The 13,553-nt window shown below is 36.4% G+C and carries 11 protein-coding genes; 4 read left to right on the forward strand and 7 right to left on the reverse strand.

All coding sequences use genetic code 11. The features are described 5' to 3' along the window. Positions 1-229: 229 nt before the first annotated feature. The 5 genes from LUA86_RS09175 to LUA86_RS09195 form a co-directional block, all read right to left on the reverse strand. Complete coding sequence (locus tag LUA86_RS09175; protein WP_231460327.1) at positions 230-1,141, reverse strand: alpha/beta hydrolase; 912 nt, start codon at positions 1,139-1,141, stop codon at positions 230-232. Positions 1,142-1,151: 10 nt separating this feature from the next. Further along, positions 1,152-2,226 (reverse strand): peptide chain release factor 2 gene (gene prfB / locus LUA86_RS09180; RefSeq protein WP_231460328.1). Its coding sequence is split into 2 segments (ribosomal slippage): positions 1,152-2,165 and positions 2,167-2,226, totalling 1,074 coding nucleotides; the frame shifts between segments, so codons are not numbered across the junction. Between the two features lie 298 nt (positions 2,227-2,524). Continuing rightward, positions 2,525-3,832, reverse strand: coding sequence for an amidohydrolase (locus LUA86_RS09185; protein WP_231460329.1), 1,308 nt, complete (start codon positions 3,830-3,832; stop codon positions 2,525-2,527). Between the two features lie 61 nt (positions 3,833-3,893). Next, positions 3,894-5,099, reverse strand: coding sequence for an NHL repeat-containing protein (locus LUA86_RS09190; RefSeq protein ID WP_231460330.1), 1,206 nt, complete (start codon positions 5,097-5,099; stop codon positions 3,894-3,896). A gap of 57 nt (positions 5,100-5,156) precedes the next feature. Then, a complete protein-coding gene (locus LUA86_RS09195; RefSeq protein ID WP_231460331.1) occupies positions 5,157-5,669 on the reverse strand; it encodes a hypothetical protein in 513 nt (170 codons plus the stop codon). A 160-nt stretch (positions 5,670-5,829) separates the two neighbouring features. Here LUA86_RS09195 and pgi point away from each other — a divergent pair, with 160 nt between their 5' ends. The 4 genes from pgi (at position 5,830) to LUA86_RS09215 (ending at position 11,869) form a co-directional block, all read left to right on the forward strand. After that, entirely contained in the window at positions 5,830-7,476 is a 1,647-nt protein-coding gene (pgi, locus tag LUA86_RS09200; protein WP_231460332.1) for a glucose-6-phosphate isomerase, read from the forward strand. Positions 7,477-7,641: 165 nt separating this feature from the next. After that, positions 7,642-8,955, forward strand: a complete 1,314-nt coding sequence (locus LUA86_RS09205) for a pitrilysin family protein (protein WP_231460333.1) — start codon at positions 7,642-7,644, stop codon at positions 8,953-8,955. Between the two features lie 33 nt (positions 8,956-8,988). Continuing rightward, positions 8,989-11,070, forward strand: a complete 2,082-nt coding sequence (locus tag LUA86_RS09210) for a pitrilysin family protein (RefSeq protein WP_231460334.1) — start codon at positions 8,989-8,991, stop codon at positions 11,068-11,070. Between the two features lie 271 nt (positions 11,071-11,341). Beyond that, on the forward strand, positions 11,342-11,869 hold the full coding sequence (locus LUA86_RS09215) for a DUF4251 domain-containing protein (protein WP_231460335.1): 528 nt from the start codon (positions 11,342-11,344) through the stop codon (positions 11,867-11,869). Positions 11,870-12,113: 244 nt separating this feature from the next. On the opposite strand, the gene LUA86_RS09220 is transcribed toward LUA86_RS09215, so the two are convergent. Next, a complete protein-coding gene (locus tag LUA86_RS09220; protein ID WP_231460336.1) occupies positions 12,114-13,193 on the reverse strand; it encodes a glutaminyl-peptide cyclotransferase in 1,080 nt (359 codons plus the stop codon). Beyond that, positions 13,171-13,536: a YraN family protein gene (locus LUA86_RS09225; protein ID WP_231460337.1), complete on the reverse strand. Its 366-nt coding sequence runs from the start codon at positions 13,534-13,536 to the stop codon at positions 13,171-13,173. The genes LUA86_RS09220 and LUA86_RS09225 overlap by 23 nt, the downstream gene beginning before the upstream one ends. Positions 13,537-13,553: the final 17 nt, after the last annotated feature.

Genomic DNA, 13,553 nt, shown 5'->3' on the forward strand with positions numbered 1-13,553 from the left:
GATCCTGACGTAATTTATTTAATAGGCTTTCTCCTCGTCTAGATAACCTAAGGTCGTTAAAAAGTTTACTGTAATCTGTTCCAAACATGAAACAAAAATAAAAATAAAGATGTGGGTACACGGTAGGATATAAGCGGCAGCCCCGAAATGCAATGAGGGCTACAGCGTTTAGCGGGGCTGGTTTAGTCAAAAGTGATTAACCTTTAATTTTCAAATCCTTATAACGGATTTAAAATTTTTCCTTCTTCATCCAATCGGCCATTAGGTTAAACCAATCTACATCTGAAGTTTTATTTTTTAAACCGAAGCCATGTCCGCCTTTTTCATAAAGATAAAGTTCTGTTTTAACGCCATTCTTTTTCAAAGCTTCGCTTAACAGAATGCTGTTTGCAACCGGAACTGTTTTATCATCCTTTGCGTGAACCAGAAATATTGGTGGCGTTTTCTTATTTACGTTTTGGTTTGCAGAGAAATAGTGCTTTAATTCATCGCTTGGCGTTGCACCCAATAAGTTTTTCATGGTTCCGGTGTGTACCGATTCCTCGAAACTTATTACGGGGTAAACTAAAACCCCAAAATCAGGACGAAGATTAACTTTTTCTTTGTCTTCAATTTTGATATCAGCGTAATGCGCTAATAAAGTTGAAGCCAAATGTCCACCTGCGGAGAAGCCCATCATCCCGATTTTATTTCTTTTTACACGATACTTTTTAGCATTTTTCCGAACTAAATAGATTGCTTGCTGCGCATCTTGCAAAAGTGCGTAGGTTTTATCAACCATTATTTCTTCGCTGGGTAATCTGTATTTTAACACAAATGCAGTTACGCCAATTTCATTAAATCGTTTGGCTACGTTATAACCTTCATGGTCTATAGCCAAAATGCCATAACCACCACCCGGGCAAATTATTACAGCCGTACCGGTTGCTTTATCAGCCGGAGCTTCAAAAACGGTTAGTGTAGGCTCGGTTACCTTACTAATTCTCGATATGCCATCGCTTCCCTTTTGTATAACTTCGGTATAAGTTGTAGAAACTTTTGAACCTGGAACCACTCCAATATACAACGGAATAACTTCTTGTGCATTTGATTTTAACATGAGCAATACACTTAAGATAAACAAAAGGGAAACTTTTTTCATAAAAATAGATTTAAAACTCCATTAAATAGGCCTTTAAAAAACCATCAATATCGCCATTTAAAACGGCATCTGGATTTGAGGTTTGGAAATTTGTTCGATGGTCTTTCACTCTTCTATCATCCAATACATAACTGCGAATTTGCGAACCCCATTCAATTTTTTTCTTTGAACCTTCAATAGCAGCGATTTCTTCGTTACGCTTGCGTTGTTCAATTTCGTAAAGCTGAGATTTTAATAAACGCAAAGCATTTTCCTTATTTTGCAACTGCGATCTCGACTCCTGGTTTTTAATAATAATGCCCGAAGGTTTATGGTATAAACGAACTGCGGTTTCCACCTTGTTTACGTTTTGTCCACCCGCACCACCCGCTCTAAATGTTTCAAACTCCACATCAGCAGGGTTAATATTTATATCAATGGTATCATCAATAAGCGGATAAACATAAACTGAAGCAAATGAAGTGTGCCTGCGGGCGTTAGAATCGAATGGAGATATCCTCACTAGGCGGTGAACACCATTTTCTCCTTTTAAATAGCCATAAGAAAAATCGCCATCAAATTGCAGGGTTACAGATTTAATACCAGCAACCTCCCCTTCCTGACTATCCTGTTCGGTGATTTTATAACCATTTTTTTCGCCCCACATCATGTACATACGCATAAGCATATATGCCCAGTCGCAACTTTCGGTACCGCCTGCACCAGCTGTAATTTGCATTACGGCTGACAGCTGATCTTCTTTAGTACGAAGCATGTTTTTCAGTTCCAAATCAGAAACGATTTGTTTACTGTTTTCGAAGAGTTCTTCTAACTCTGCTTCGGTAGCATCGCCAGATTGAAAAAACTCAAACATTACCGCAGCATCTTCTACTGCACTGTTTGCCTTTTCAAAACCATCTGTCCACTTTTTCTTTGAACTGATTTCTGCAAGAATTTTTTCTGCTTTTTTTGGCTCCTCCCAGAAATCAGGCGCCATTGTTAATTTTTCTTCTTCGCGAATAGCGTAAAGTAATTCGTCGACGTCAAAGATGCCTCCTCAGAGACGTTATTCTGTCTCTTAAATCCTGTATTTGTTCTTTAGTCATGTTGGCAAATATATAAATTAGCTGATTAGTAAATGTGTTAGTTGCTTAATTCTTTATAAACCTAGCCGGACATTACGGGACACAGCCTGCCCCGACAATTCGGAGAAGCGATCTTTAAAACAAAATAGATTGCTTCGTGCCTTGCAATAACGATTTGTCTATCTAGATGCGCTTTGCTAGCATCCTGAGCAGCGATAGTATATAAAAATACCACAGAAAACTCCGTCATTGCGAGGCACGAAGCAATCTCTACGAAAATTAGATTGCATCGTGACTCGCAATAACGGAATCTTTAAAGTTAGTTCTTCTTCATCGACATATAATCAAGCGTTAAACTCGATAGCAATTTAACACCCAATACAAATCCGCTTTCATCCAAATAAAAATCAGGGGTGTGGTGCGAAGGCGCTTTTAATGGATCTTTTCCTTTCGGCATTCCACCTAAAAACACAAATAAACCTGGAACTTTCTCTTGGAAGAAAGAAAAATCTTCTGCACCGGTTACAGGTGGTTTAAGTTTTACATGAGCTGACCCGGCAGTTGCCTGCATACTAGGCAGCATTTTTTCTGTTAATGCGATATTATTAAAGGTAACGGGATAATGATTGCTGTAAGGAATTTTAACTTCTGCTTTTCCACCTCCAGCCTCAGCTGTTTTGGTAGCAATTGTTTTTATTCTTTCGATAAACATTGCTTCATCTTCTTTGCTAAAATTACGAACTGTACCAAGCATTTCCACTTTCTCTGGGATGATATTTGAACGCACACCACCATTAATAGCACCAATGGTTACTACACCGGGGTTTTCAGTAACATTTAAATTTCTGCTCACAATGGTTTGCAGATTATTTACAATTTGTGCAGAAATTACAATAGGATCGATACTACTCCATGGGTAAGCACCATGCGCCTGCCTACCGGTAACCGTTATTTTCATATCGTTTACTGCCGCCATTGTTCCACCGGGGCGATAGGTAACATCGCCAACTTCGGTTTGAGAATTAATGTGCAGGCCAAAAATTACATCAACCTTTGGATTTTCTAAAACGCCTTCTTTTATCATTAAAGCAGCTCCACCTTCTTCGCCAGCCGAAACACCTTCTTCTGCAGGCTGAAAAATAAATTTTACTGTTCCGGCGATATCCTTTTGCATAGAAGCAAGCACTTCTGCAACACCCATCAGGATTGCAACATGGCTATCATGTCCGCAGGCATGCATTACCCCAACTTCTTGTCCGTTGTATTGAGTTTTTACTTTTGATGCAAAAGGTACATCTACCCTTTCAGTAACAGGCAAACCATCCATATCTGCTCTTAAAGCAACCACCGGACCAGGTTTACCACCTTTCAAAATCCCAACTACCCCGGTTTTTGCAACACCAGTAGTTACCTTAATCCCCAATGCTTCCAGGTGTTTAGCAATAATCCCGGCAGTTCTGGTTTCGGTATTACCTAATTCTGGGTGTTGATGAAAATCTCTACGCCAGGTTATTACTTTCTGCTCGATGGCATCAGCCTTTTTTGAAACTGCAACATTTAATGTACTTTTTTGTGCATATAGTTGAGTAGAAATTAAAATGATAAATAGAGAATAGATTTTTTTCATGAAAGGAATTTATAGTTATTGAATACTATTTAAAATTAATTAAACTATCTGTAAAAACATTTTATCCTTTTTTAAATATAGAAATCCTTCTTCCATAAACATCGCAAGTAATAACTTCTCCATTCGGGCCAATAGCCATATCTACTAAATTGTTAAAAGTACCTTCGCCAATTTTTTCCTGAACATCACCACTTTCATCTGTTTTTATAACATAACCTGGTGAATTAGCTAAGAATAGGTTTGTACCATCTGTCCTCATTCCGTGTATATAGCCTTTTACCGGAAATATCTTTAAAAACTTTCCGGCCTTATCAAAAACTTCAACTCTGTTATTTCTGGTATCAGAAACATATATTTTATTATTGAGATAACAAATACCGAAAGGTGCATTAAAATCTCCGTTACCACTACCTTGCTGCCCAAATTTTAATAAAAGGTTTCCATTAATATCATACTTCTTTACTCGATGATTTACGCCATCAACAATCCAAATATTTTGCTCATCATCCAAAGTTAAACACTCAATGTTACCAAAATTACTATCGCCAGTGCCGTAGGTTCCCCACTCTCTTATCAGTTGTTTATTGGCATTAAATATTTGAACATAGCTATTGCTTTGTGTTCTGGTTGCAATGTAATTTCCATTAGGTAAAAATGCAATTGCCCGTGCTCCAGAACCGGTGTAAAACTGTTCGAGAAATTTACCAGCCGGATCGAATTTTAAAACTCTATTGGCACCCTCATCGCTGACATAAATATTGCCTGCTTTATCAACTTCAATATGCATTGTAAAATTAAACTGTGTAGGCCCGGTTCCTTCAGAACCAAAGAAAGATGCTCTGTAATAATTTAAACCAGAGGTGTATCCAAAATCTGCATCACTAAAACGGCTATATACAGAAGTGCTGTTAAAGGTTCTTACTTTATAAAAGTTTTTAGTTAGCGCTTTGCTAATGTTAGCATCATCAAATGTTGTATCTGCAAGCTCTTTAAACAGATCATATTTCTGGGTCGAGCCATTAAATTTCCATATCTGATATTTCTGAGCAAGCGGCATGGGCGTCCACGAAAGGGTAATTCTCGAACCATACACGCCTTTGGTAGCTTTGAAATTTATTGGTCTATCGATATTTAATGTATCAATAATCCTTATAGTATCTCTTATGGTTTTTGTTTCAACAATTGTTTCAACTTCTTTATCACAAGAAAATAAAAATGAGCTCGTAAGTATTACGAGTAATGTTTTAATTTTATTAGAGTGGGGCATTAGTTTGATTTTAAAATCACTAAAGATATTCAAATTAATATCTTTAGTGAGAAAGTTTTAATTAAATAAGCCTTTAAGCTTATCCATAATACCACCAGACTGTTGAGCGCTACCGCCTTGAGCCTGATTACCGCCGTTAAACATACCAATTACATCGCCAACATCAAACTTTCCATCCGCACCGCCAGCAAGATTTCCTAAAACATCCTGAATGTTGAAAGAGCTATCATTTGGATCGGCAGTTTTTTTGGTGAGCTTGCTTAAAATTACCGGAATAACTGTTGCTGCTAATGTTTTAGCCGTTTCTGCATTAATGCCCAATCCAGCCAACTTATCTGTAAAACTCCCTGCTGCCTGCGCAGTAACTGGCGAATTTTCCGTATTGCCGGTATTGAAAATTTCTGCCAAACCACCAATATTGCCAGAAGACAATTGATTTTTTAAAGCATCAAAAATAGAACCTGAAGCTGCTTGAATTACGGCCTCATTTTGTTCATTTGGAACTGCGCTATTGTTTACAACGCTTTCCTGTACGTTCTCTCGAACCAATTCACTCAAATTTTCTAACATAACATTTTTAATTAATGTTTACAAAATAGGATGCTTAGTAATTTAGGAGATGTTTACCGCAAGTTAATTCTTTATCAGAAATAAAAAATGAATTTTTTTGAACAAAAAAAGAATACTTTTAAAAGTTTGCTTTACTACTTTTACAAAAAACAAAAATACTATGTTACCAAAAATAAATTTTACCGAAACGGAAGCCTACAAATATTTGGCAGATCATTTTATAGATATCAACGAGAAAAGCATAAAGGATTTATTTGCTGGAGATGCAGACCGCTTTTCGAAGTTCTCTTTATTTTTTGAAGACATTTTACTGGATTACAGCAAGAACAGAATAACGGAAGAAACGCTTGCTTTATTGATTCAGCTTGCCCGTGAGTGCAAACTGGATGAAGCCATAAAATCGATGTATAATGGCGATAGAATAAATGAAACAGAAGACCGCTCTGTTCTTCACATCGCATTGCGTAATTTAAGCAACACACCGATTTTAGTTGATGGTAAAGATGTTATGCCTGATGTTAATGCCGTGCTTGCTAAAATGGAGAAATTTAGCAACAGTATTATCAGTGGCGAATGGAAAGGATATACCGGCAAGGCAATAACTGATATCGTAAACATTGGTATTGGTGGTTCTGATTTAGGTCCGGTTATGGTTACCGAAGCTTTGAAGCACTACAAAAATCATTTAAACATCCATTTCGTTTCAAATATTGATGGAACACACATTGCTGAAACCTTGGCCGGTTTAAACGCAGAAACTACATTATTTTTAGTGGCCTCTAAAACCTTTACAACGCAAGAAACCATGACTAATGCGCATTCTGCCCGTTCTTGGTTTTTAGAAAAGGGTGGTAAAGAAAACGACATTGCTAAACATTTTGCAGCCTTATCAACCAATGCGAAGGATGTTTCTGCATTTGGAATTGATACAGAAAATATGTTTGAATTCTGGGATTGGGTTGGCGGTCGTTATTCTTTATGGAGTGCAATTGGTTTATCAATTTCATTAAGTATCGGTTTTGATAATTTTAAACAATTACTTGCAGGTGCGCATGCGGCAGATAATCACTTTAAAGATGCAGAATTTGAAAGCAATATGCCTGTTATTTTAGGCTTATTGGGAATTTGGTACATCAATTTTTACAATGCAGAAACGCAGGTTATTTTACCGTACGACCAATACATGCATCGCTTTGCGGCATATTTCCAACAAGGAGATATGGAAAGCAATGGTAAACATGTAGATAGAAATGGTAATGAGGTTGATTATGAAACTGGTCCGATTATTTGGGGTGAACCCGGAACAAACGGCCAACATGCATTTTACCAATTAATACACCAGGGAACCAGAATTATTCCTGCAGATTTTATAGCACCAGCACAAAGTTTAAATCCGCTAGGCGAGCATCACCCTATTTTATTATCGAATTTCTTTGCTCAAACCGAAGCCTTAATGAATGGTAAAACGGAAGAAGAAGTTTCATCAGAATTAAAAAAAGATGGTAAAAATGCAGATGAAATAGCAAAGCTAGCGCCTTTTAAAGTTTTTGAAGGCAATAGGCCGACAAATTCAATTTTATTGAAAAAAGTTACGCCTTACACATTAGGTAGCCTTGTGGCCATGTACGAGCATAAAATTTTTGTACAGGGCATTATCTGGAATATTTTCAGTTTTGACCAATGGGGTGTTGAATTAGGTAAACAATTGGCTAAGAAAATTTTGCCAGAGCTGGAAGGAAACGAAAAAGTTGGCAGCCATGACAGCTCAACCAATGGATTGATAAATCAATACAAAACCTGGCGATAATATCAGAACATATAAAAAAGCGAGCTAAAACACTCGCTTTTTTTGTGATAATTATATAATTTAGCCGAATCTCCTATTTGTTTAGTTACAATTCTCAAGTGATTATTAATATTTTTTAAACCACGAAATCAAACCCAACGATTTCAAAAACAAACAAATTATCTAATGAAAAAAAGATTTCTTTTTGCTCTTGCCATTTCCGGTTTGTGCTTTAGTGCTTCTGCTCAAAAAGTGCAATTCTCGGAATTTGATTTAGACAATGGCTTGCATGTAATTTTACATCAAGACAAAACTGCTCCAGTTGTAGCCGTATCGGTAATGTACCATGTAGGCTCAAAAGATGAAGAAACAGAACGAACTGGTTTTGCACACTTTTTTGAGCATTTACTTTTCGAAGGTTCTAAAAACATTAAACGAGGAGAATTTATGAAACTAGTGAGCAGTAATGGTGGCCAGAATAATGCCAACACCTCACAAGATCGTACATTTTACTACGAGGTTTTCCCATCAAACCAATTAGAATTAGGTTTATGGTTGGAAAGCGAACGCATGTTACATCCAATTATTAATGAAGTTGGTGTAAAAACTCAAAACGAAGTTGTTAAGGAAGAAAAACGTATGAGGATTGATAACTCTCCGTACGGAAAATTCACCGAGAAAATTTTTACGCATCTTTTTGATGGTCACCCTTACAGATGGCAACCAATTGGCTCGATGGAGCATTTAGATGCTGCAAAGCTTAGTGAATTTATTGCATTCTTTAAAAAATACTATGTGCCGAATAATGCAGTATTAACTATTGCAGGCGATTTAGACGTAGAAAAAACTAAAGGCTTGGTAAAACAATATTTTAACGAAGTGCCAAAAGGTGCACCAATCGTTAGAAAAGAGATTGTTCTTCCTGAGATTAAAAAGCAAATTATTGATACAGCTTACGATGCGAACATCCAAATACCGGCAATTTTTGCAGCTTACCGCGTACCTGGAATGAAGAGTAGAGAAAATAAGGTTTTAGGTATGATAAGCTCGATTTTATCTGGCGGAGGAAGCTCTAGATTAAGTACTAAAATGGTTGATGAAAAGAAAACGGCTTTACAAGTTGCTGCATTTAACTACACGCTTGAAGATTATGGTGCGTACATCACTTTAGCTTTACCAAATAAAAACACGCCGCTTAACGATTTATTAAAAGATATTGATGAAGAAGTTTTACGCTTACAAACTGATTTAATCAGCGAAAGCGATTACAAAAAACTTCAAAATCAATTTGAAAACAGTTATGTGAGTGCAAACAGCAGAATGCTAGGCGTGGCAGAAAATTTGGCTAACGGATATACTTTTCACAATAAGGATACAAACGACATAAATAAAGAACTTGATGTAATTAAATCGATTACCAGAGAGGAAATTAGAGATGTGGCTAAAAAATACCTGAACAAAGACCAACGTATTGTTTTGTATTATTTACCTAAAAAATAACTAAAGCTATTTTCAAATTACATTATTTAAGACATGAAAAAATTATTCATAATAGCTGCAGTTTCCTTATTGGCTCAAGGTATCTCAGCACAAACAATAGATCGTAGCCAAAAACCAAAACCTGGTCCGGCACCAGTTATTACCATTGGCGACCCGGTTATTTACAAATTAGCAAACGGCATTACCGTACTGGTTGTAGAAAACCATAAACTACCAAAAGTTACGGCAAGTTACAGCATTGATGCTGGTCCGATTACTGAAGGCGCTAAAGCAGGTGTTGTTAGTTTAATGGGAAGTATGTTAAATGAGGGCACAATTACAAAAACAAAGGCTCAGTTTGACGAAGCTGTTGACCAATTAGGTGCAGATGTTTCTGCAAGTGCATCTGGCGGCTCGGTTTCGGCTTTAACACGCTATTTCGACCAGGCATTTATGCTAATGGCCGAAAGTTTACGTAAACCGGTATTTCCCGCTGCTTCATTCGAAAAATTAAAATCTCAAACCTTAACAGGATTAAAATCAAACGAAAAAAGTGCAAAAGCAATTTCTACAAGAGTTGTAAATGCACTTTCTTATGGTATTAATCATCCAAGCGGTGAATTTACCACTGAAAAATCAATCAATGGATTAACGCTAGATGATGTTAAATCGGTTTATACCAAATACATCACACCATCAAGAGGTTATTTAACTTTTGTTGGCGATATTAAGCCTGAGGCGGCTAAAGCGCTTGCAGAAAAAGCATTCGGCGATTGGAAAGGTACGGCCTTAACATTACCAACCGTTGCGAAAGTTAGTAACCCTGCAAAAACAGAAGTAGATGTAGTGAATGTAAGCAATGCGGTACAATCAGAAATTACTGTTGCTAACTTAGTCGATTTGCCTTTAAGCAGTCCTGATTATTTTGCTGTTTTATTGGCAAATCAAATATTAGGTGGCGGTTCTGAATCGAGATTATTTATGAACCTTCGAGAAAAACATGGTTTTACTTATGGCGCTTATTCTGGAACAGGTTCGGGTAGATTTCAATCTAAATTCTCTGCAAATGCTGCCGTTAGAAACGAAAAAGTAGATAGTGCAGTTGTAGAATTTTTAAGAGAAATTAATAACATCCGTACAACTAAAGTAAGTGCTGAAGAACTTCAAAACGCTAAAAATTTATACAATGGTTCGTTTGCGCTAGGTTTAGAAAACCCGGCACGTACGGCTGGCTTTGCAAGTAGCATCTTAATAAATGGTTTACCGAAAGATTTTTACCGTACTTATTTACAAAAAATAAATGCAGTAACTACTGATGATATTTTACGAGTTTCTAAAAAGTATTTTAATCATGATAATACACGTATAATTATTGTTGGTAAAACCGATGTTTTTGTTCCTGGCTTAACAAAGGCTGGTTTCAATGTCAAAACCTTTGATAACTATGCCGCACCGGTTACGGCAACATCAAGTGCAGCTACGGCACCAGTAAAATCTGCACAGGATATTATTGGCAGTTACATTAAAGCCATTGGCGGCGAAGCTGCATTAAAGAAAGTAACATCGCTACAGCAAAGCGGCGAAATGGATATGCAAGGCAATAAACTTGCTGTTTCATTTAAAAAGATGAATCCCAACATGAGCAGCATGGAAATCTCGATGATGGGCCAAACTGCAATGAAACAAACCTTTAACGGCACAAGCGGCTACCAAATGCAAATGGGTAAAAAAGCAGAAATGACCACTGAAGAAATTGCTGAAGCCAAAGCAGATAAAGGAATTTTCAATCAACTTTATTATGGAACTGATGGAAGTAAATTAGAGGCAGCAGGCACGGCAAAAGTTGGCAAAGCCGATGCTTACAAGCTAATTGTTACTTCTGCTGCTGGTAAAAAGAAAACAGAATATTATGATACAACATCTGGTTTACTTTTGAAAGAAGAAAGCACTACAAGCAAAGATGGCAACGAGATTACGCAAAGTACAGAATACGCAGACTATAAAAAAGTTGGTGATGTTTTGTATCCTCATACCATGATGCAAAGTGTGCAAACTGCAAGAGGCGGACAAGAATTTAACATCTCCATTAAAGAGATTAAAGTAAATCCAGCTTTACAAGCAGCTGATTTTAACTAAAGCATTATTTTACAACTCTTAGAGGCTGTAACATAAATCAAATCTCTTCTAACCTTGTCATGTTGAGCTTGTCGAAACGCCGAAAATGGTGTTTCAGCAACTCCTTCGACAAGCTCAGGATGACAAATTGAATTTATGGTACAGCCTCTTTTTTTGTGTTTTTTGGCTCGAAATTGGTTATATTTAATAGTCATCTACCTAAATTTCATTTAAGTAATTATGGAAAATGCACACTACTAGCATCTATAATTTGTATAAAACATAAACACAAATGAAAAAGATAAAAATATTATTGACTGTTATTTTTGCCGCTACATTTATGCAGGCAATTGCTCAAACCGACAAAGAAACCACTGCCAAAATTATTACAGAGCAAAATTATACTTTTAACGCACAAACGGCTTTACCATTGGCAAGCAATGATGTAAACCAGGTGTTAAGAAGTTTACCTGGAGCTATGGGTGGCGGAACCATTAATTTAATTGGCTCGCAGTACGATTTAAGGGTAACTAAAGATAGTGTTGTTGCTTATCTACCTTTTTATGGCAGAGCATTTAATGCTCCTTATAATCCTTCGGAGGGCGGAATTAAATTTAAATCGAAAGATTTTAATTATAAACTTACTAAAAACAAAAAGGGCTCGTACACCGTAAACATCAGAACAAATGATGTGAAACAGGAAAACTACCAGCTCACTTTAACGGTTTCTCAAAATGGTTATGGAAACCTTGTCGTTTTTAGCAATAATAAACAATCTATAAATTTTCAGGGTGTTTTAGCAGAGCCGAAAAAAGATTAGAAGACTACAGAAATTGTACAAACCACAATTTGGTTATTACAGTGCATTTTTTAAATTTACTAAAAGCTCTGCAATACAACATTTTATAATTAGATTCAAAGATTTCTCGACTACGCTCGAAATGACGATGCCCTATTAGACATTTAACTAAGCCATCACCTCGGCAGTAGTGGAGAGGTCTTTTAAACTCGTTGGAAAATAGCCATACAAAATGACGGAATCCCATTAGGTGCTTTTATTAAAATTACTTTTTGCTAATTTTAATCTCGAAGATATAAGGCCATTTCTTGCCGGCAACGAACAACCTTTTAGTAGCCTTATCGTATGCGATTCCGTTTAAAACGTTATTCATCCTTTCATTATCAGTTTTGAAATATGATGTGGAGAATAAACCTGTCAAATCAATTTTACCTTCTACGGCACCAGTATTAGGGTTTATAATAACAATATCATTTGTTAGGTAAACATTCGCGTAAATTTTACCTTCGATAACTTCGAGTTCATTTAACTGTGAAATAGCACCTTTATCATCGTAAACATCAATAGACCCAATTTGCCTGTAAGTGTTTTTATCAAGAAAATAGATGGTGTTTGTTCCATCAGAATTTAAAATTTTCACGCCGTCGAAAGTTAAACCCCATCCTGCTTGCCCTACAGAAAAAGGAAACTGCTTTATTAGTTTAAAGGTATTTTTATCATATTCAAAGGCCGTTTTTTCATTCCATGTTATTTGCAATATTTTATTATCGATAACCGTAATGCCTTCGCCAAAATATGCGGTATCTAACTTAACCTGCTGAAGCGTTTTACCACTTTTAACATCAACTTTCTTTAGATATGAGTTGCCTTTTTCGCCAGTTCCTTCATAAAAATTGCCATCATGATATTCTAGTCCCTCTACGTATGCACTAGTATCATGTGGGAATTTCGCGACAACCTGATAGGTATATAAGTCTGGTGCTTTAGCCGAAAGGATATTGATATTTGTAGTTAAATCTTCAGATTCGCTACCATTATAAATTTTTGCAGTGATGATGTGGTTGCCGAGCTTTAATCCCTCAGTTTTAAGTTTTATTGCCGAAGTATCAGTTTTAGAAACTGATTTTATCGTATCAATTAAATAAACTACAGAATCTACGGCTTTCTCCTTTCCGAAAAGGACTTTTACATCAATCTCGTTTCCAGATTTTACATTTAAGCCGGTAAGTGGCGAAATAAAACTACGATAGGTAGAACTTTCTTCTTTGCAAGAGCTTGCAAAACTGATTGCAACCGCGATAAAAAATAAGGTTTTGATTTTGTTAATCTTCAGGCCAAAAAGCATCTTCAATGTGGTTTAGTGTAAATGTATTATCTTTTTTAAAGGTAATGGCAATGATGTCAAAGCGAATATCGTTTTGATGATTCATAATTTCTATGTAAGCCAATGAACCTAACTCCATTTGTTTTTGTTTTCTTTTTTCTACAAAATCTTCTGGCTGACCAAAGGCCAGCGATGTTCTGCTTTTAACCTCAACAAATACCATTATTTGGTTTTTGTAAGCGATTAAATCTATCTCGGTTTTGCCATGAACCCAGTTCTCGTCCAAAATTTCGTAATCATTATCTTCAAGATAAGTTTTGGCAATTTGTTCACCTTTTCGACCTAAATCGTTATGCGTTGCCATGTTTAATTATTGAGTGA

Source organism: Pedobacter sp. Leaf132, from assembly GCF_920984695.1.
Lineage (GTDB): Bacteria > Bacteroidota > Bacteroidia > Sphingobacteriales > Sphingobacteriaceae > Pedobacter.

Excerpts from the sequence above, each read along its gene's own strand:
- LUA86_RS09210 (WP_231460334.1), top strand. The coding sequence starts at position 8,989 with ATGAAAAAATTATTCATAATAGCTGCAGTTTCCTTATTGGCTCAAGGT.
- LUA86_RS09220 (WP_231460336.1), bottom strand. The coding sequence starts at position 13,193 with ATGCTTTTTGGCCTGAAGATTAACAAAATCAAAACCTTATTTTTTATC.
- LUA86_RS09185 (WP_231460329.1), bottom strand. The coding sequence starts at position 3,832 with ATGAAAAAAATCTATTCTCTATTTATCATTTTAATTTCTACTCAACTA.
- LUA86_RS09205 (WP_231460333.1), top strand. The coding sequence starts at position 7,642 with ATGAAAAAAAGATTTCTTTTTGCTCTTGCCATTTCCGGTTTGTGCTTT.
- LUA86_RS09225 (WP_231460337.1), bottom strand. The coding sequence starts at position 13,536 with ATGGCAACGCATAACGATTTAGGTCGAAAAGGTGAACAAATTGCCAAA.
- LUA86_RS09215 (WP_231460335.1), top strand. The coding sequence starts at position 11,342 with ATGAAAAAGATAAAAATATTATTGACTGTTATTTTTGCCGCTACATTT.
- pgi (WP_231460332.1), top strand. The coding sequence starts at position 5,830 with ATGTTACCAAAAATAAATTTTACCGAAACGGAAGCCTACAAATATTTG.
- LUA86_RS09175 (WP_231460327.1), bottom strand. The coding sequence starts at position 1,141 with ATGAAAAAAGTTTCCCTTTTGTTTATCTTAAGTGTATTGCTCATGTTA.
- LUA86_RS09195 (WP_231460331.1), bottom strand. The coding sequence starts at position 5,669 with ATGTTAGAAAATTTGAGTGAATTGGTTCGAGAGAACGTACAGGAAAGC.
- LUA86_RS09190 (WP_231460330.1), bottom strand. The coding sequence starts at position 5,099 with ATGCCCCACTCTAATAAAATTAAAACATTACTCGTAATACTTACGAGC.